Source organism: Microbacterium proteolyticum (genome assembly GCF_029639405.1).
Classification (GTDB): domain Bacteria; phylum Actinomycetota; class Actinomycetes; order Actinomycetales; family Microbacteriaceae; genus Microbacterium.
The window spans coordinates 3,537,939-3,555,592 of sequence record NZ_CP121274.1; the positions used below are offsets into that span (position 1 = coordinate 3,537,939).

Consider the following 17,654-nt stretch of genomic DNA (forward strand, 5'->3'; position numbering starts at 1 on the left):
ACGGGATCGGGCGCGGCGCGGACGCGTCCGGCCCCAGCGCGGCGTGTCAGGCGACGGGCGCGACCGTGCCGCCAGTCAGCCGCACCAGCTCGTCGAACGTCAGCGGGAACACCGTCTGCGGGGTCCCTCCGGCGGCCCAGACCCGCGGGTAGGCCGCGAGGTCTTCGTCGACGATCGTCGTGAGCGGCGCGGGATGCCCGGTCGGGGCGACCCCGCCGATCGGCTGACCCGTCGCCGCGAGGACCTGCTCGGGCGTCGCCCGACGGATGCCACCGCGCCCGAGCCGTGCCGCGAGTGCCACCGTGTCGACGCGGTGCGCGCCGCTGGTCATCACGAGCAGCGGTTCACCGTCGCTCCAGAACACAAGGCTGTTCGCGATCGCGCCGACCTCGACGCCGAGCGCCTCGGCGGCGAGGACCGCGGTGTGCGCGGCGGCGGGCAGGACGACGATCTCGCCCGTGATCCCGGCGCGCTCCAGCGCGGCGGCGACACGGCGGCTGCGGGCGGAGAGCGACTCGCTCATCGCGCCAGCTTAGGGTGCTCGCCCCTGCCCCCTCGGCGCGTCAGAATGGACGTGGATGCCGCAACGCCGCGGCATCCACGACAGAGCCGCCCACAAGGCGACCGACCAAAGGATCGCGATGACCAACGCCCTTCCCCTGCCCGATTTCGCCCACGAGCGCGTGGAGGCGGTGACGGGACGCCGGAGCGGCCTGTTCATCGCCGTCGCGCTGCACTCCTCGGTGCTCGGCTCCGCCCTCGGCGGCGCCCGCCTCTGGACCTACCCGCACTGGAGCGACGCCCTCGGCGACGCCCTGCGCCTGTCGGCCGCGATGACGTTGAAGAACGCCGCGGCCGGTCTCGACGCGGGCGGCGGGAAATCGGTCATCGGTCTCCCCGAGGGGACCATGCTCGACGCCGATCGCCGTCGAGCCGCTTTCCTCGACCTCGGCGACGCGGTCGAAAGCCTGGGGGGCCTGTACCGGACGGCGGAGGACGTGGGCTCCACCACGGAGGACATGCTCGTCGTGAGCGAGCGCACCGCGCACGTGGTCGGGCTCCCCGACGCGGTCGGCGGATCGGGAGAGCCGGCGGGACCCACGAGCCTCGGCGTGTACGCGTCGCTCGTGGCGACTCTCGAGCGCGCCACCGGCTCGGGCGACGTCAACGGTCGGCGCATCACCGTCGCCGGTCTCGGTCAGGTGGGAGGCCGTCTGGCCGCGCGCCTCGCCACCGAGGGGGCGGTGCTCACCGTCACCGACGTGAACCCCGCCAAGCGCGCTCTGGCCGCCGAGCTCGGCGCCGTGTGGGTCGAGCCGGGCGAGGTCCACCTCGTGCCCGCCGATGTGTTCGTGCCGGCCGGGATCGGCGGCGTTCTGACCGACGACGTCATCGACGCGCTCGACGCGCGCGCGGTGTGCGGTCCCGCCAACAACCCGCTCGCCGACCGTTCCGGAGCCGACCGACTCGCCGCCCGCGGCGTGCTCTACGCCCCCGACTTCGTGGTGAACGCCGGCGGTGTCATCTACCTCGACCTCGTGGCCAAGCGTCTCGGCTCGCGCGACGAGATCATGGGCCGCGTCGCGGGGATCGGCGACACGCTCCGCCGCGTGTTCGACGAGGCGGAGTCCCGCGGCGTGACGCCGCTCGCGGCAGCCGAGGGCCTCGCCGCCGAACGCCTGCGCGTGGGCGCCGCATCCGACGCCCTGGTCTGATCCGCGCCGGAAACACGGAAGGGCCCCGGATGCCACGGCATCCGGGGTCCTTCTCCACTCTCAGTGGGCTGCGTCGTACGCCTCGAGAACCGTCGCGGAGATGCGCCCCCGCGCATTGATGGAATAGCCGTTCTCTTCGGCCCACGCACGCACGTCGCCGAGGTCGCGTGCGGATTCCGAACGGGTCTTCGACCCCCGTCGAGCGGGGGCGGGGACGGAACCGAGTCCACGGCCGGCGGAGACGAAGGGCTCGAAGGCGGCGCGGAGCTTCGCCGCATTCTCCGGAGAGAGATCGATTTCGTAGGCACGCCCCTCGACCGAGAAATGAATCGTGGTCCCGTCGTCGATGACCGATCCGTCGAGATCGTCGATGAGTTGCGTGATCTGCTTTTTCGCCATGGTTCGCATTCTATGACCCGAGCATGACCGTATTCCGTGAAGGATGCGTGACTTCACCCGGCCAATAACCCCACCGAACTGGTCAGTCATTCGGGGAAGAACGGGGTTCTCCCCCTTCGATCGCCGTGATCCGATGGTCTTCGCCATGCGACAGTTCGTGCGACAGAAAGTCCGCGTCGAGCGGAAGGCGAAGCGCGAACTGCGCGAATGCGGAAACCCGCAGAAGTGCGTCGTCGACGGTCACGTCCAGGACATGACCACCCACCTGGCGGTCGTCGCTGAGGAAATGCAGATGCAGCGCAGCGACCGTGATGCCCTGGTAGATACGGGGCATCCAGAACCCGACGACGACACCGGCGACGCCGGAGACCTCCGTCTCGATCTGCTCCGCCGCGACCTCCGCCAGCGGCCGGAGCGGCGGCTCCTGTCGCGCGGTGACGCGGGTGCGGATCCGCGCCATCACTCCGTCGATCCGGACGGCGTGGAACAGGTTCCGGCTGAGGAGTCGCGCCTCGACCGCGGCCGTCAGACCGGCGAGGTCCACGCCCCGCAGAGCCTTACCGGGGCTGTCGCCGAGCGTGCACACGTCCACGAACGGCAGGGTCTCGTCGGCTCGCATGCGCCGGGGAGGCGCCCCCGCCGTGCACTCGAACGCCTCGCCGTCGATGACGAGCACTTCTCCGCCGAGCCCCTCGCAGCAGCCGATTCCGGTATCCCCCCACCCGAGCATCTCGGAGACGGAGACGCCGGAGGAGTAGACACCGCCCAGGAGGGCGTCGAGCACCGCGAATTGCGTCACCGCCCCCGGACGCAGCGGAGTTCCGCCTTCGCCCCGGAGCGGGTCGGCATTCTCAGGAATTGGCGGCGCCGTAGGCCTCGAGGACCGATGCAGGAATACGACCGCGGTCGCTCACGGTGTGTCCGTTCGCACGAGCCCATTCGCGGACGGCGGCGAGATCGATATCGCTGGAACGGCGCGCGGAGCGCGCGCGGCGCGGCGCCGAGGTGGTCCGGCCGGCCGGGCGGGCGGCGTCGACGAACGGCGCGACGGCCGCGTAGAACTTGTCGGCATTCCGGTCGGACAGGTCGATTTCGTACGACCGGCCTTCGACCGAGAAAGTGATCTGCTTTCCGTCGCCTTCTTCGAGGACGGTTCCGTCGAGATCGTCAACCAGATGCGTGATGTGCTTAATTGCCATGGTGAGAGAACCATACACCTTTTCCCTATTCATCCCCGGGCGTTTACGGGTGCGCTAGCGCAGTACTGCGCGAAGGGCCAGCGATAGGCGCTCGCCCGCGGAGGCACTATCCTCCCGAGGTGGCGTTCGCTCCTGGAGCGCCGGACGGAGGAAGTGTCGCGTGAGTCTTTTCCGCACGAAGTCGGTGGAGCAATCCATCGCCGATACCGATGAGCCGGAGTTCCGGCTGAAGAAGTCCCTGAGCGCTCTCGACCTCACGGTCTTCGGCGTCGGCGTCGTCATCGGCGCCGGTATCTTCACGCTCACCGGACGCGCCGCGCACGAAGTCGCCGGCCCCGCGATCGTCCTCAGTTTCGTCGTGGCCGCCATCGCCTGCGGACTCGCTGCGATGTGTTACGCCGAGTTCGCGTCGACCGTGCCCGTGTCGGGGTCGGCCTACACCTTCTCCTACGCGTCCCTCGGCGAGCTGTTCGCCTGGATCATCGGATGGGACCTGATCCTGGAGATGTTCCTCGGGGCGAGCGTCGTCGCGCAGGGATGGAGCGCGTATCTCGGCGCCTTCCTCGGACAGCTCGGGATCGTCCTGCCCCCCGAGGTCTCCTACGGCGGGGTGATCGACCTTCCCGCGGTGCTGCTCGTCCTGGTGCTGGGTGGACTCATGACCCTGGGTATCAAGGAGTCGCTGCGCGTCAACCTCGTCCTCGTGGCCGTGAAGCTCTTCATCGTCCTGTTCGTGATCATCGCCGGTCTGATGTTCATCAACCCCGCGAACTACCAGCCGTTCGTCCCCGCGAGCGAGCCGACCGAGGCCGCTTCGGGCCTCACGCAGCCCCTGCTGCAGTTCCTGTCGGGCCTCGAGCCGGCGACCTTCGGCGTGGGAGGCATCCTGGCGGGGGCCGCACTGGTGTTCTTCGCGTACATCGGCTTCGACGTCGTCGCGACCACCGCCGAGGAGACGAAGAAGCCGCAGCGCGACATGCCGATCGGCATCATCGCGTCGCTCGTGATCTGCACGATCCTCTACTGCGCCGTCGCCCTCGTCGTGACGGGCATGGTGTCGTACCGCGACCTCGATCCCGCCGCCGCTCTCGCGAACGCGTTCGTCTACCACGGGCAGGGATGGATGGCGACGGTGATCTCCGCCGGTGCGGTCGCCGGTCTCACCACGGTCGTGCTGACCCTTCTCATCGGCGCGACCCGCATCATCTTCGCCATGTCGCGCGACGGTCTGCTCCCCCAGCGTCTCGCCAAGGTGCACCCGCGCTTCCGCACCCCGTGGGTGATCTCGATCGTCGTGACGCTCATCGTGGCGGTCGTCGCCGGCGTCACGCCGGTGGGGGTGCTCGAGGAGATGGTCAACATCGGGACGCTGTCGGCCTTCGTCCTCGTCTCGGTGGGTGTGATCGTCCTCCGGCGCACGCGCCCCGATCTGAAGCGCGGATTCCGCGTGCCCCTGAACCCGGTGCTTCCGATCCTGTCGGCCCTGATCTGCACGTACCTGATGCTCAACCTGTCGGTCGAGACCTGGCTGCGGTTCCTGATCTGGCTCGCGCTGGGCTTCGTGGTCTACTTCGCGTACTCGCGCCGTCACGCGCGCGTCGGCACGGGAGACCTGCTCGACCCGTCGGTGCCCCGGGTGGTCGGTCCGCCGAAGCAGTAGCCCTCGGGCACCGGATGCCGCGCCCCACGCCGGGGCGCGGCATCCGTCGTCTCAGCCCGCCGGGAAACGCTGGACGCCGAGGACGGCGAGCAGGCGGATCTTCTCCTCCGCCTCGCTGCGCGGCTCCGGGGTCAACACCAGCAGCGCCTGAGCGCGGTCCTCGGTGAACAGCACCTGGCAGTCGACCTCGATGTCGCCGAGTTCGGGATGCACGAGCACCTTGTGATCGGCGAAGCGCTGAGCGACCTCCTGGCGCTCCCACAGCGCGCGGAACTCCTCACTGCGGGGCAGCAACTCGGAGACGAGCTCGCCCGCGGTCGAGGAGGGGCCGAGCAGACCGTAGGCGGCACGGAGACCCGCGACGATGGCCCTGCTCTGTCGTTCACGGTCGGAAGCGGGATAGATCTCGCGGTCCCCGCGCGGCGGCACGAACCACCGCCACGCCTCGAACCGCGCCCATCCGCGCGCGCCGACGTGGTCGCCCAGCAGCGCGATGCCGAGTGCGTTCTGCGCCAGCGTCTCACCGAGGTGGGAGATGATCAGGGCCGGAGTGTCCGACAGACGCGCGAAGACGCGCTGCAGCGCCGGCGAGACGTGATCGGCGCGCCCGAGCCGATCGGGCACGGCGTGACCGGCGAGACGGAAGAGGTAGTCGCGTTCGTCGCGGCTCAGGCGCAGGGCCCGCGCGAGCGCGGCGAGCACGGTCGTGCTCGGCTGCGGACCCCGCTGCTGCTCGAGGCGCGTGTAGTAGTCGACCGACATCGCGGCCGCGGCGGCCACCTCCTCGCGCCGCAGACCCGCCGTCCGACGCCGCGCGCCCTCCGTCATGCCGATGTCGCCGGGTCGCAACGCCTCCCGCCGCGCGCGGAGGAAGTCGGCCATGCCACTTCGGTCCATGCATCCATCCTGCGGGCATGGAGGCTCGGCATCCAGGGATCGCCGGTCCCCCGATCGAGGGAACCTGGATGCCACTCGGCCCCCGAGCCGAGACTGACGACATGAACATCACCGGAAACACCGTCTTCATCCCCGGAGCCACGAGCGGGATCGGCCTCGCCCTCGCGGAGCGGCTGGTCGCCGCCGGCAACACCGTCATCGTCGGCGGACGCCGGCAGGAGCGGCTCGACGAGATCGCCCGCACCCACCCGGGCATCGACACCGTCCGCATAGACACGGCCGACGCGGCATCCATCTCGGAGGTGACGCGCGAGGTGATCTCGCGGCATCCGGGGCTGAACACGCTGATCGCGATGGCGGGGGTCATGCGCGTGGAGGACTGGCGGGAAGGATCCGCCGTCCTGGCGACCGCCGAGGAGACCGTGACGACGAACGTGCTCGGCCCGCTCCGTCTCATCGCCGCCCTCCTCCCCCACCTGCAGCGGCAGCCGGAGGCCACGATCATGACGGTGTCCTCCGGGCTGGCGTTCGTCCCGCTGCGGGCGACCCCGACCTACAACGCGACGAAGGCCGCCATCCACATGTTCAGCGAGTCCCTGCGGCTGCAACTCGAGGGCACGTCCGTGGCGGTGGTCGAGCTGGAGCCGCCGTCCGTCGCGACCGACCTCCTCCCCGGTCAGCGGGAGAGCTCGTTCGCCATGCCGCTGGAGGAGTTCGCCGACGAGGTCATGGCGATCCTCCGCGAGCAGCCGGACGCCACCGAGATCCAGGTCGAACGGGTCGGGTTCCTCCGGCACGCCGAGGCGCGCGGCGACTACGCCGAGACGGTCCGGGCGCTCAACGCCGCCGACCCCCACTGACCTCGCGGCATCCCCCGGGCCGGGGACCGTCACGCCCATCCCCTAGGGTGAAGGGAAAACGACGATCATGGTCCGGGGGGCTTCATGGGGATCGCACGCACATGGGTCTTCCCGATCCTGCGCCTGCTTCTGGTGGCGGTCATCGCCGTCGCGCTGATCAAACTGGCCTTCTTCCCGGACGGCCCGGCCGAGGCCGACCCGGCCCAACCGACGGGGACGATCGTCGAGCCGCGCGTTCCCGTGACATCGGGCACGATCACCAACGACGTCGTGATCAAGGCGACGGTGTCGGCCGATCCCGCGGTGCCCCTGAGATCGACCGCCGGCGGGACCGTCAACAAGATCTTCGTCTCCCAGGGAGCCACCGTCTCAGCGGGCGACGTGATCTTCAACGTCAAGGTCCCGATCGAACGCGACCCGGCCGACAGCGTGGATGCCGAGGGCAACCCGAAGCCGGCGATCTTCCGCTACGAGGATGTCGTGGCGCCCATCGCGGGGACCCTGAGCTCCCTGTCCGTCATCGCGGGGCAGGAGCTCACCGTCGGAGCGGCCGCCGGGAACGTCGCTCCGCCGTCGTTCTCCGTCTCGGGCAACCTCGAGCCGGCGCAGCAGTACCGCCTCCTCAACCGCCCCGGCGACGCGTCGGTCACGATCACCGGGGGTCCGGCGGCTTTCACCTGCACGAACCTGCGCATCACGACTCCTCTCGCCGGCAGCTCGACGGACGAGTCCGCGTCGTCGGCGGGCGGCGGCGGCGCGGGATCCGGCTCGACGACGGGTTCGGGCACGACGGCGACGTGCGCGGTACCGGGCGACGTCACCGTCTTCGCGGGCCTCGCGGCGGAGATGACGATCTCGGGCGGCAGCGCCGAGAACGTGCTCGTGGTCCCCACCACCGCCGTCCGCGGTGCGGCGCAGAGCGGCACCGTCTGGGTGTCGACCCCGGACGGCGCAGCCGAGGAGCGCGCGGTGGCCCTCGGCCTCACCGACGGGACTCAGGTGCAGATCACCGACGGGCTCACCGAGGGCGAAGAGGTCCTGGAGTTCGCCCCGGGCGCGATGGCGACGACTCCGGACGGGTGCACCGCGTACCCCGACGGGTCGATGTTCTGCGAATCGGCTCTGCAGCCGTGAGCCTGCTGGAACTGCGCGAGGTCACTCGCACGGTCCTCCCGCCGGACCAGCCGGCGCTGACGATCCTGTCGGGCGTCGACCTCACCATCGAACCGCGCGATCACGTGTCGATCGTCGGCCGTTCGGGCTCGGGGAAGTCCACGCTCCTGAATCTCCTCGGGCTTCTCGACCTGCCCACCAGCGGCGAGATCTCGTTCGATGACGCACCCGTCCGCCGCCTGTCGACGGCGCGCCGCGACCGGCTGCGGGGCGCGGCGATCGGGTTCGTCTTCCAGCAGTTCAACCTGCTGCAAGGGCGCACCGCCCTCGAGAACGTCACGATGCCGTTGCTGTACTCCAGCGGCCGGACGTTCTGGCGGCGCACGAAGATCGCCGCCGACATGCTCGACCTCGTCGGTCTCGGACACCGCCTCCACAGCATGCCCGACCGTCTGTCCGGCGGCGAGCAGCAGCGCGTCGCGATCGCGCGGTCGCTCGTGCGCGGGCCCCGGCTGATCCTCGCCGACGAACCCACCGGCGCCCTCGACCTCGACACGGGTCAGAGCGTGATGGAGCTCATCGACGAGGTCGCCGAGCGCACGGGAGCCGCTCAGGTCGTCATCACGCACGACCCGATGATCGCGCGCCGCGCCCGCCGGCATTTCCGCCTCGATCGCGGCATCCTCACCCCTGTCGACGACCCGACGCTCGAACCGCGCACGCGCCGCGAGGTCCGGGAGATGGCGCCCGCCGAGGCCACCGACGCCGAGACCGATGTCGACGCCGTCGTCGGGGAAGCCGGCTGATGCGCGCGGTGTCGAGCCTCGTCGGCTCGCTTCTCGAAGCGTGGCAGGAGGTGCGGGTCCACCGCACCCGCGTGCTGCTGTCGCTCATCGGGGTGGCCGTCGCGGTGTGCTCGCTCACGACCGTCGTCGCCCTCGGCGCGATCGTCCAGCAGGCCAACCAGGAGATGAGCGAACGGCAGAGCGGGCGCCCGGCGAGCCTGAACGTCTCGGCATTCCGAAACGACGGCGAGATCGATCCGACGCGAATGGATGCCGCCTGGAACGACGTCGTGCAGCGCTACGGGATCTCGTTCGCGACACGCGCGCAGCAGACGTCGCAGATGGTCCCATTCGTCAGCGGCGTCGCCCAGGTCGCGACCCAGGCGGTCGATCAGCCGTACGGCGAGATGCACCGCGTCCGCATGCTCGAGGGCGAGTGGTTCACCCCGACGGATGCCGAGCAGCTGGCGCCGCGACTCATCGTCAACGAGGTGTTCTGGGACCGGATGGGCCGCCCCGATCTGTCCACCCACCCCGTCGTGGCGCTCGGCGGTCAGGCGGTGCCCGGCGCGGCATCCGGGATCCCACCGGGCGGGACGACCGCGGTGGTCGTGGGGGTCACGCCCTCGTCGACGTGGGACACCGAACCCTCGATGTTCATGCTTGCGGACCAGGCGGAGGCGGTCCAGGCGGCCGCGATCGGGCGCAGCGGGGCCGACGCGGCTGCGAGCTCACCGTACGGCGGGGCGCCGCAGTCGCAGTACGAGATGTGGGTGCCGCCCGAGCTGGCCGACCAGCTCGCGACGCTCGTCACGCGCGACCTCACGGCGGCCCTCGGCGACGGCACCCAGGTGAATGTGAGCCGTCAGGACTGGGCGACCTACGGCGACGACCCGTTCCTGGTGACCAAGATGGTCGTGATCGGCATCGCCGTGCTCGTCCTGCTCCTCGGCGCCCTCGGGCTGGTGAACATCGCGCTCGTGACGGTCAAGCAGCGCGTGCGCGAGATCGGTATCCGACGCAGTTTCGGCGCCACCGCGGGGCGGGTGTTCTTCGCGGTGATGATGGAGAGCGTCGTCGCCACGGTCGTGGCCGGAGCCGCGGGGGTGATGGCATCCATCCTCATCGTGCAATCGCCGTGGCTGCGCGACCTCATCGGTCAGGGCATGGTGAGCGACTTCCCGCCCTTCCCCGTGGATGCCGCGATCACCGGATTGGCGGCGGCCACAGCCGTCGGAGCGCTCGCGGGTCTGCTGCCCGCGCTCGTCGCGGTGCGGGTGAAGGTCATCGACGCGATCCGGTACTGACCTCGCACCGGGTGGCACGACGCTCGTTGCGCCTGGGCGACCCCCAAAAATCATCCGCCCAGGCACAACGGGCCTGAGCACACGGTACTGGGACGTGAGTTTGATGTCCAGTTTTGGAATGCCAAGTTCCAAGTATCGAGATTGTGATGTTGAATATCAGAATGAGCTCTTCAGGGTGGGGCGCCCCCGGGCGCAGCAGCAGACAGTCGGCGGACGAGACGCGACAAGCGGCTCTGACGACCGCGCTGTCCATGCTGACGCAGTCGGGACTGACGGTCAGCCTGGAGCACTTGAGCATCGAGGACCTCATCCGGACGGCGGGTCTCCCCCGCAGCACCTTCTACCGGCTCTGGCCCGCCAAGGAACGGTTCTTCGCCGACCTGCTGGTCGAGTTGGCGACATCGTCGGAGTCGCACGACGCGATGTTCTATCCCGGGACGCAGGTGGCCGCCAACGACGTCATCACTGCTAACCAGCATCTGCTCGTGTCCCACGAGGGGCGCGTGGCGGTCCTGCGCGAGGCCGTCCGGGTCGCCGGTCGCATGAACTTCGAGCACTTCAGCGAGTCGGTGGGCTGGCGCACGCACGTGACGCTCGTCACATCGGCGAGCAGCCTGGCCGACGAGGACACGCGCTCGCGTCTCGTCCAAGCCTTGCAGCAGACCGAGAACATGTTCATCGCGCGCACCGCGGAGTTCTACGGCGCGGCCTTGAGCGGACTCGGATTCTCCTTCCTCCCCGGCGCTTCCGCGGAGCTGCTCGCCGGCCTCGGTGCCGCCGTCGTGGAAGGCCTCGCCCAGCGGCGTCTCGTGAACCCCGATCTGGCCGACACCATCATCACGAAGCCGGGCCTCGACGGCGAACTCGTCGAGTGGCACCCCGCCGCGCTCGGTTTCTGGGGCATCCTCGAGGGCCTCGTCGACCTCGAGCCGCACGAGAACTGAGGCGATCGGCGACCGCCCCCACCGCCGGGTGCGCGCGTCACTCCGGACCCTGAGGCGACGGTCGAGGGGCTCGCGAGGTGAACACCGGGGTGAGCGCGCGGGGCCGCGAGCAGCGAGCCCCTAGGTTCGGGCTGTCCACCCGAAGGAGTCCCGTGTCGATCTCGCCCTCCCCCGCAGCCGCAGTCGCACCCGCGTTCCAGAGCCGTCGTCGACCCGAACGACGTCGCGTGCTGCAGCTGATCCTCGGCGTCGTCGTCTACGCGGTCTCGCAGGTGGCGATGACGGCCGGCGCCGTGCTGGTGTTCGGGCTGATGAGCTCGGGCGACGCGAGTGCCACGGTCGGCGAGATCCTCGCCGCCGCCGGTCCCGCGGCACCCACGGGGTTCCTCGTGGGTGCCGCGGTCAGCGTGCTCGGGTTCTTCCTCGTCGTGCGGTTCGTGTCCCGCCGCCGTGTCGCGGAGTTCTCCCTCCCCGGGGCGGGCCGCGAGTTCGGCTGGGGGCTGCTCATCGGTGTCGGCATCGTGGCTGCGGCCGTCGGCATCCTGGCCCTGCTGACGGTCTACCGCGTCGTGAGCGTCCAGGTGGGCCTGGGCATCGTGACGGGCCTGATGTTCGGGATCGGTCCGGCCGTGATGGAGGAGATCTTCTTCCGCGGATTCCTGCTCCGAATCCTGGATGACTGGGTGGGCTCGTGGGGCGCGCTGATCGTGGTGAGCGTCCTGTTCGCGCTCGTGCACGCGCTCAGCTCCCCCGCCGGCCCGGTCGCTGCTCTGTTCGTCCTCATCTCGGCGAGCCTCGCGCTCAACATGGCGTGGTTCCTGACGCGGCGCCTGTGGATGCCGATCGCCCTCCACCTCGGCCTCAACGCCGCGCAGGGTGCATTGTTCGGTCTGCACGTCTCCGGCAACGCCACCGGACAGGGCCTGTTCACCGCCGACCTCGTCGGGCCCGATCTGCTCACCGGAGGCGCGGTGGGCGGCGAGGGTTCCCTGCCGTTCCTCGTGGTGGCCCTCGGCGTGGGGATCGTGCTGACGGTGGTCGCGGTGCGGCGCGGCGTGATGCTCCCCCGCGTGCGGCACTGATCGAGGGACTGCTCCAGACGCCAAGGACCCCGGATGCGGTGGCATCCGGGGCCCCTGCGAGGACCACAGGCCTCAGTCGGTCGACGCGCCCTTCGAGGCCGCGAGTTCGCGACCGTACGTCACCGCGTCCCCCTCGGCCTTGAGCTTGAGCGCCAGAGCGGTGTCGGCGAACGCGTCGAGCGCCGGGTTGACCCCGACGAGCGTGAACGGACGCTCGACGACGCGGAGGTCGAGCCCCCAGACGTCCTCGAGCACGCGGCGCAGCCAGCCGGTCGAGTGGTCCCAGCCCTCCTTGGGCGTCCCGGGTGCGTAGTTGCCGCCGAGCACCGTCACCAGCGTCGCGGGCTTGCCCTGCAGCGCCGTGCCCTGCGGGTCGATGCGGGGGTCGGTGTACGCGAGGTCGAACCAGGTCTTGAAGTGCTGCGAGACGCCGTAGTTGTACAGCGGGACGGCGAACAGCAGCGCCTCGGCGCCGATGAGCTCGTCGGCGAACGTCGTCGCCAGGGCCTGCGCCTCACGCTGCCCCGCGGTGCGCTCCTCCTCCGCGACGAACTTCGCCGTGACGGCGTCGGCCCACGCGGTCGCCGGAACCGGTGCGGTGGCGAGATCGCGACGCGTGACGCCCGAGTCGGGGTGCGCGTCGACCCATTCCTGCTCGACGAGATCGGCGAGCGACCGGCTCGCGCTCGAGGCGGGGAGGATGCTGGCATCCAGGCGGAACAGGGACATGGGTCTCCAATCAGAAAGTGAGAGCTACTCTGTAAAACAGAGCGACTAGCCAGACTGTAGCACGGGTAGGCTGGAGGGGTGACGGAAAGTCCGGATGCCGAGATCAGCGCCTGCGATGCCGCGGTGACGCTCGCCTTCTCGGTGCTCGGCAAGCGCTGGAACGGCATGATCCTGTCGTCGCTCGGCGCGGGCGCGACGACCTTCGTCGGTCTCCGCCGCGCCGTCTCCGGGATCAGCGACGCCGTGCTCTCGGACCGCCTCGCGGAGCTCGCAACGACCGGCCTCACCGTCCGCACGGTCGACGCCGGCCCGCCCGTCTCGGTGTCCTACGACCTGACCGACGCGGGGCGTCGCGTGCTGCCCGTGCTGGATCAGCTCGGCGCGTGGGCGCGGGAGAACCTGGCGCCGGCAGAGCGCTGACCCTCCCCGGGAACGAGAACGGCGCCCCTCCCGAAGGAGAGGCGCCGCACGTTGTTCGGTGGACCTGAGGGGATTCGAACCCCTGACCTCCTCGATGCGAACGAGGCGCGCTACCAACTGCGCCACAGGCCCGGACAACTCCACAACACTATCACGCACCCCTCGCCCCGACCGACCGGGGCGACCTCCCGGGCGTGCCGCGCCGAGTGCTTACTGACCCGAGGCGCGACGCTGCAACAGCTGGCGCACGTGGTCTTCGATCTCGGAGTCGTCGACGTAGCCCATCGCCGCGTACGGCGATGCGGCGGCGGGGCGGGCGACCTCGATCGGCGTCGGCGCTTGCGCCTCGGCGATCTCGCGGGCGACCTGCTCGCGTGCGGCGGCGCGCAGAGCCTCGCGGGCGAGCTGCTCCTCCACGACCGCCGCAGCGCGCGAGCCGGCCGAGGCGACGAGGGGACGCGGGAGCTCCCGCGGCGTCCACGTCGGGCGGGGCGCCGGGGCGACCGCGCCGAAGTCCTGCACCTCGACCGCTGCGCGCTCCACCGCGATCGCGGCCGGTCGGGCGGACGCCCGAGCCGCGACGCGGGACAACCGCTGCAGCACGACGAGGGCGAGCACGACGGCCACTCCTCCGGCGACAAGCAGCACCGGGGCCGCTCCGAGGTACACCTGGATGCCACCGACCACCGCGGCCGCGAGGCCCAGGCCCGCGAGGGTCGTCGTGGCGAGACGGAAACGACGACGCGCACGGGCGCGGCGGAGTTCGGGACGAGCGACGGCGGCCGCACGTTCGGCGTGTGCGCGTTCCACGGCGGCGGCCTGCTCGGCACGCGTCTTCTCGAGGGCCGCGGCACGCTCGGCCTTCGCGACCTCGACGGCGGCTGCGCGTTCGGCGCGGGCCAGCTCGAGAGCGGCCGCGCGCTGCTCCTTCACGAGATCGCGGTCACGGGCCGCTTCCAGGCGGGCGACCTCCAGCCGGGCCTTCGCCTCGGCGAGATCCGTCTGCGCCTTGTGCGCCTGCACCTGACGTGCGATCTTCTGCTGCTGGTGGGCCGTACGGGCGGTGAGCTCCAGGTGGACTTCGCGCGGCGTCTCCGCCGTTTCCGCGAGAACACGCAGCGCCTGGTTCAGTCGCACGGCGTTGCGCTCCGCCGACGTGAAACGGTGACGGCTCTGCCACGACGGGAGCAGATACACCAACCACAGCGCGACCGCGACGAAGACGATCACCCCGCCGCCGAGAACCTGTCCACCCATGGCACAACGGTAGGTCACGACGAGGTCACACCTCGGCATCCCTCCGCGTGTCGCGCCCGCGGATCGCGAGACTGCATCCGCCCGACAACTCCACTGCAGCGTGCCGCACTTTCGTCAGCCCACTGCAGTCTCGGCGCCAGGCAGCACCGGGCGGCGCGCAACCGCGGATCGCTACAGCCGGTCGCCCGGCGGCACCTGGGCTGCACCCGGCGGCACCTGACCGCGCTCCCAGCGGTCGAGGACGCCGTGCGGCACCTCCTCGCGCACGAGGGCGAACGCGTAGTGGTCGCGCCAATCGCCGTCGATGTGGATGTACCGGCGGCGGAGACCTTCGTAGCGGAAACCGAGCTTCTCGACCACGCGCAGGCTCGCGTGGTTCTCGGGCCGGATGCAGATCTCGACGCGGTGGAGGTTCAGCTCGGTGAAGCACACGTCGGTCGCCAACGCAACGCTGACCGTCGTGATGTTGCGACCGGCGAACTCCTCCGCCACCCAGTACCCGATCGTCGCCGACGCCAGCGATCCGCGGGACACACCCCACACGTTGAGCTGGCCGGCGACCTCGTCGTCCCACTCCATGACGAAGGGGACGCCGAGGCCGTCGCGGTACTGCTGGAGAAGGCGCCGGATACCCAGACGCATGTCGAACGAGACGGGCCCGTCGGGGCTCGTCGCCTCCCACGGCCGCAGCCACGAGCGGTTGTCGATCAGCTGCTGCTGGAGGACGCGCGCGTCGCGGTTGCGAATGAGACGGATCGACACCTCGCCGTGCCGTCGTGGGACGGAGAGATCCATGGCATCCCGTCGGGTCAGAGACCCGCCGCGAACTCCTTGAACCACGGACGCAGGGCCGGCCCCAGGTCTTCGCGGTCGGAAGCGAGCTGGACGATGGCCTTGATGTAGTCGACGCGGTCGCCCGTGTCGTAACGACGCCCACGGAAGACGACGCCGTACACGCCGCCGCCGTCGCCGCCGCCGTTCGCGAGCTCTTCGAGCGCGTCGGTCAGCTGGATCTCGCCACCCTTGCCGGGCTGGGTGTGCTCGAGGATGCCGAACACGTCGGGGCCGAGGACGTAGCGGCCGATGATGGCGAGGTTCGAGGGGGCGTCCTCGGCCTTGGGCTTCTCGACGAGCTGCGTCACCTTGACGACACCGTCGTCTTCGGTGGGCTCGACCGCCGCGACACCGTAGAGGTGGATGTGCTCGGGGTCGACCTCCATGAGGGCGATCACCGTGGCGTTGCGCTTGGTGTACTCGGCGAGCATCTGCTCGAGCAGCGGGTCGCGCTCGTCGATGAGGTCGTCGCCGAGGAGGACGGCGAAGGGGTGGTCGCCGACATGGCTGCGCGCGCGGAGAACGGCGTGACCGAGGCCCTTCGGCTCGCCCTGGCGGACCATGTGGACGTCGGCGAGGTCGGACGAGTGCTCGACCTTGGCGAGCTTGTCGTGGTCGCCCTTCTCGCGCAGCTTCGACTCGAGCTCCGGCATCGAGTCGAAGTGGTTGGCGATGTTGTTCTTGTTGCGGCCGATGATGATGAGGACGTCATCGATGCCGGCCGCCGTGGCCTCCTCGACCACGTACTGGATGGCGGGCTTGTCGACGACCGGAAGCATCTCCTTCGGCATGGCCTTGGTGGCCGGAAGGAAGCGAGTACCGAGTCCAGCGGCCGGGATCACGGCCTTGAAGGGCTTGTTAGGCATGCGCATACCCTACTGGTGACATGCGACAGCGCTGTTACCGATTGCGCACGCACGTACACTTACTGCATGCCCGACAGCATCGAGCAGGCCAAGCGCGCTCTGCGTGCGGATCTGCGCGAACGACGCCAGACCGTCTCCGCCCACGGGCGCGAGGTCGCCGAGGCCGGCGTCAAAGAGCAACTCGACGCCCTCGTCGAGCACCTGGGCGCGCGCAGCATCTCGTGCTTCCTGTCGACGACGACCGAACCCGGCACGCACGCCTTCGTGGCCGGCGCGGTGGCCCGTGGCATCCGGGTGCTGCTCCCCATCACGCGCGAAGACGGCCTGCTTGACTGGGCGGTGGCCACCCCCGACGCCCAGATCGCCGAGGGGCTGTTCGGACTCCCCGAGCCCGTCGGCGACGTCCTCGGCCCGATCGCCGTCAACGACGTCGACCTCCTCGTCATCCCGGCGGCCGCCGTCGACCGTCGCGGGATGCGTCTCGGCTGGGGCCGCGGTTACTTCGACAAGACCATCGGGTCGATGGAGAAGTGCCCGCCCGTGTACGCCGTGATCTTCGATTCCGAGTTCGTCGACGACGTCCCGCGCGATGTGCACGACCAGCCCGTCTCGGGCATCGTGACCCCCACGCGCACGGTCGCGATCGACCGCTCCGCAGCCTGAACACCCGAAGGAACGCCAATGCCCACCTACGCCTATGCCTGCAAGCAGTGCGGTCACCGCTTCGACGCGGTCCAGTCCTTCTCGGACGCCGCCCTCACCGAATGCCCCGAATGCGGCGGTGAGCTGCGCAAGCAGTACGGCTCGATCGGCGTGACGTTCAACGGCTCGGGCTTCTACCGCACCGACTCCCGCGGGTCGAATGCGTCGTCCTCCGGCGCGGCATCCGGCACCTCGGGGGGATCTTCGACATCATCGACCTCTGAGTCGACGAAGACCGCGTCCACCCCGGCATCCTGACTTCGCCGAATCCTGCGACGCGGCGGAAAGGGAGCCACGTCGTGATCCAGGGATTCAAGGAGTTCATCCTCCGCGGAAACGTCATCGACCTCGCGGTGGCGGTCGTCATCGGAGCCGCGTTCACCGCGGTCGTCAACGCCATCGTCAGTGCGATCATCAACCCGCTGGTCGAGATCTTCTACGTGCCTGACGAGAACGGTCAGCTCGGACCGAGCATCACCGGGCTCTACGGCCAGACGGTCACCTTCCCGCTCGGCACCCTGATCACGGCCGTGATCAGCTTCTTCGCCGTCGCGCTGGTGGTGTACTTCGTCTTCGTCTTCCCGATGAACCGCTGGAAGGCGCGGGCGGCGGCACGCGTCGGCGTGGTCGAGAACGCCGACGAGCCGAGCCTCCCCACCGAGCAGGAACTGCTCGTGCAGATCCGCGACCTGCTGGAGCGTCAGCCCCGCGCCTGAGTCGGCGCACCCTCACCGAGAAACGCTTCTCGCGGCGGGAAACGGCACGTCACGCCGTTTCCCACCGCGGGGAGCGTTTCTCGCATGCGGGCGGCGGGCGCGGGCGGCGCCGGCGCCCGCAGGCGGCACGCCCCGGCGGCGGCGTCGGTAGGCGTGGCCCCCACCGGTG

The 17,654-nt window shown here is 70.2% G+C and carries 21 protein-coding genes and 1 tRNA gene; 12 read left to right on the forward strand and 10 right to left on the reverse strand.

What is annotated here, in order from left to right:
- Positions 1–46 precede the first annotated feature (46 nt).
- Positions 47–523, reverse strand: a complete 477-nt coding sequence (locus P8R59_RS17755; RefSeq protein ID WP_278102142.1) for a YbaK/EbsC family protein — start codon at positions 521–523, stop codon at positions 47–49.
- 118 nt (positions 524–641) lie between these two features.
- Between P8R59_RS17755 and P8R59_RS17760 the strand changes: the two genes are divergently transcribed.
- The gene (locus tag P8R59_RS17760) at positions 642–1,715 is read left to right on the forward strand and encodes a Glu/Leu/Phe/Val dehydrogenase family protein (protein WP_278102143.1); all 1,074 of its coding nucleotides are present in this window, start codon (positions 642–644) and stop codon (positions 1,713–1,715) included.
- Positions 1,716–1,775: 60 nt separating this feature from the next.
- Here P8R59_RS17760 and P8R59_RS17765 read toward each other — a convergent pair whose 3' ends face one another.
- From P8R59_RS17765 to P8R59_RS17775, 3 genes are all read right to left on the reverse strand, one after another.
- Positions 1,776–2,114, reverse strand: coding sequence for a histone-like nucleoid-structuring protein Lsr2 (locus tag P8R59_RS17765; RefSeq protein ID WP_278102144.1), 339 nt, complete (start codon positions 2,112–2,114; stop codon positions 1,776–1,778).
- A gap of 82 nt (positions 2,115–2,196) precedes the next feature.
- Positions 2,197–2,913, reverse strand: a complete 717-nt coding sequence (locus P8R59_RS17770; protein ID WP_278102145.1) for an acetolactate decarboxylase — start codon at positions 2,911–2,913, stop codon at positions 2,197–2,199.
- A gap of 52 nt (positions 2,914–2,965) precedes the next feature.
- A complete protein-coding gene (locus P8R59_RS17775; protein WP_077051960.1) occupies positions 2,966–3,313 on the reverse strand; it encodes a histone-like nucleoid-structuring protein Lsr2 in 348 nt (115 codons plus the stop codon).
- A 160-nt stretch (positions 3,314–3,473) separates the two neighbouring features.
- Between P8R59_RS17775 and P8R59_RS17780 the strand changes: the two genes are divergently transcribed.
- Positions 3,474–4,973: an amino acid permease gene (locus P8R59_RS17780; protein WP_278102146.1), complete on the forward strand. Its 1,500-nt coding sequence runs from the start codon at positions 3,474–3,476 to the stop codon at positions 4,971–4,973.
- A gap of 51 nt (positions 4,974–5,024) precedes the next feature.
- Here the strand turns inward: P8R59_RS17780 and P8R59_RS17785 are convergent, their stop codons facing one another.
- Positions 5,025–5,870 carry a helix-turn-helix domain-containing protein gene (locus P8R59_RS17785; protein WP_278102147.1) on the reverse strand — a complete coding sequence of 282 codons (846 nt, stop codon included), beginning with the start codon at positions 5,868–5,870 and terminating at the stop codon, positions 5,025–5,027.
- 101 nt (positions 5,871–5,971) lie between these two features.
- Here P8R59_RS17785 and P8R59_RS17790 point away from each other — a divergent pair, with 101 nt between their 5' ends.
- From P8R59_RS17790 to P8R59_RS17815, 6 genes are all read left to right on the forward strand, one after another.
- The gene (locus P8R59_RS17790) at positions 5,972–6,730 is read left to right on the forward strand and encodes an SDR family oxidoreductase (protein WP_278102148.1); all 759 of its coding nucleotides are present in this window, start codon (positions 5,972–5,974) and stop codon (positions 6,728–6,730) included.
- An 84-nt stretch (positions 6,731–6,814) separates the two neighbouring features.
- Complete coding sequence (locus P8R59_RS17795; protein ID WP_278102149.1) at positions 6,815–7,864, forward strand: efflux RND transporter periplasmic adaptor subunit; 1,050 nt, start codon at positions 6,815–6,817, stop codon at positions 7,862–7,864.
- Positions 7,861–8,649 (forward strand): ABC transporter ATP-binding protein, encoded by a 789-nt coding sequence (locus tag P8R59_RS17800; protein WP_278102150.1) that lies wholly within the window; start codon positions 7,861–7,863, stop codon positions 8,647–8,649. Before P8R59_RS17795 ends, P8R59_RS17800 begins: the two co-directional genes overlap by 4 nt.
- The gene (locus P8R59_RS17805; protein ID WP_083735143.1) at positions 8,649–9,935 is read left to right on the forward strand and encodes an ABC transporter permease; all 1,287 of its coding nucleotides are present in this window, start codon (positions 8,649–8,651) and stop codon (positions 9,933–9,935) included. Before P8R59_RS17800 ends, P8R59_RS17805 begins: the two co-directional genes overlap by 1 nt.
- 161 nt (positions 9,936–10,096) lie before the next feature.
- Positions 10,097–10,879, forward strand: coding sequence for a TetR/AcrR family transcriptional regulator (locus tag P8R59_RS17810; RefSeq protein WP_278102151.1), 783 nt, complete (start codon positions 10,097–10,099; stop codon positions 10,877–10,879).
- Positions 10,880–11,031: 152 nt separating this feature from the next.
- The gene (locus tag P8R59_RS17815) at positions 11,032–11,961 is read left to right on the forward strand and encodes a CPBP family intramembrane glutamic endopeptidase (RefSeq protein WP_278102152.1); all 930 of its coding nucleotides are present in this window, start codon (positions 11,032–11,034) and stop codon (positions 11,959–11,961) included.
- A 72-nt stretch (positions 11,962–12,033) separates the two neighbouring features.
- Here the strand turns inward: P8R59_RS17815 and P8R59_RS17820 are convergent, their stop codons facing one another.
- Positions 12,034–12,690: an FMN-dependent NADH-azoreductase gene (locus P8R59_RS17820; protein WP_278102153.1), complete on the reverse strand. Its 657-nt coding sequence runs from the start codon at positions 12,688–12,690 to the stop codon at positions 12,034–12,036.
- A gap of 78 nt (positions 12,691–12,768) precedes the next feature.
- On the opposite strand from P8R59_RS17820, the gene P8R59_RS17825 reads away from it, so the two are divergent.
- Complete coding sequence (locus P8R59_RS17825; protein ID WP_278102154.1) at positions 12,769–13,110, forward strand: winged helix-turn-helix transcriptional regulator; 342 nt, start codon at positions 12,769–12,771, stop codon at positions 13,108–13,110.
- Between the two features lie 59 nt (positions 13,111–13,169).
- On the opposite strand, the gene P8R59_RS17830 is transcribed toward P8R59_RS17825, so the two are convergent.
- The 4 genes from P8R59_RS17830 to galU form a co-directional block, all read right to left on the reverse strand.
- Positions 13,170–13,242, reverse strand: a tRNA-Ala gene (locus P8R59_RS17830).
- Between the two features lie 78 nt (positions 13,243–13,320).
- Positions 13,321–14,367 carry a large exoprotein gene (locus tag P8R59_RS17835; protein WP_278102155.1) on the reverse strand — a complete coding sequence of 349 codons (1,047 nt, stop codon included), beginning with the start codon at positions 14,365–14,367 and terminating at the stop codon, positions 13,321–13,323.
- A gap of 171 nt (positions 14,368–14,538) precedes the next feature.
- A complete protein-coding gene (locus P8R59_RS17840; RefSeq protein WP_077051970.1) occupies positions 14,539–15,162 on the reverse strand; it encodes a GNAT family N-acetyltransferase in 624 nt (207 codons plus the stop codon).
- 14 nt (positions 15,163–15,176) lie between these two features.
- The gene (galU, locus tag P8R59_RS17845) at positions 15,177–16,067 is read right to left on the reverse strand and encodes a UTP--glucose-1-phosphate uridylyltransferase GalU (protein WP_077051971.1); all 891 of its coding nucleotides are present in this window, start codon (positions 16,065–16,067) and stop codon (positions 15,177–15,179) included.
- Between the two features lie 66 nt (positions 16,068–16,133).
- On the opposite strand from galU, the gene P8R59_RS17850 reads away from it, so the two are divergent.
- Genes P8R59_RS17850 through mscL form a run of 3 tightly spaced genes read left to right on the forward strand, consistent with a single transcriptional unit; the run spans position 16,134 to position 17,485 of the window.
- On the forward strand, positions 16,134–16,730 hold the full coding sequence (locus P8R59_RS17850; protein WP_077051972.1) for a 5-formyltetrahydrofolate cyclo-ligase: 597 nt from the start codon (positions 16,134–16,136) through the stop codon (positions 16,728–16,730).
- 18 nt (positions 16,731–16,748) lie between these two features.
- Positions 16,749–17,027 (forward strand): FmdB family zinc ribbon protein, encoded by a 279-nt coding sequence (locus P8R59_RS17855; RefSeq protein WP_077051973.1) that lies wholly within the window; start codon positions 16,749–16,751, stop codon positions 17,025–17,027.
- A 41-nt stretch (positions 17,028–17,068) separates the two neighbouring features.
- Positions 17,069–17,485: a large conductance mechanosensitive channel protein MscL gene (gene mscL / locus P8R59_RS17860; RefSeq protein ID WP_278102156.1), complete on the forward strand. Its 417-nt coding sequence runs from the start codon at positions 17,069–17,071 to the stop codon at positions 17,483–17,485.
- Positions 17,486–17,654 lie beyond the last annotated feature (169 nt).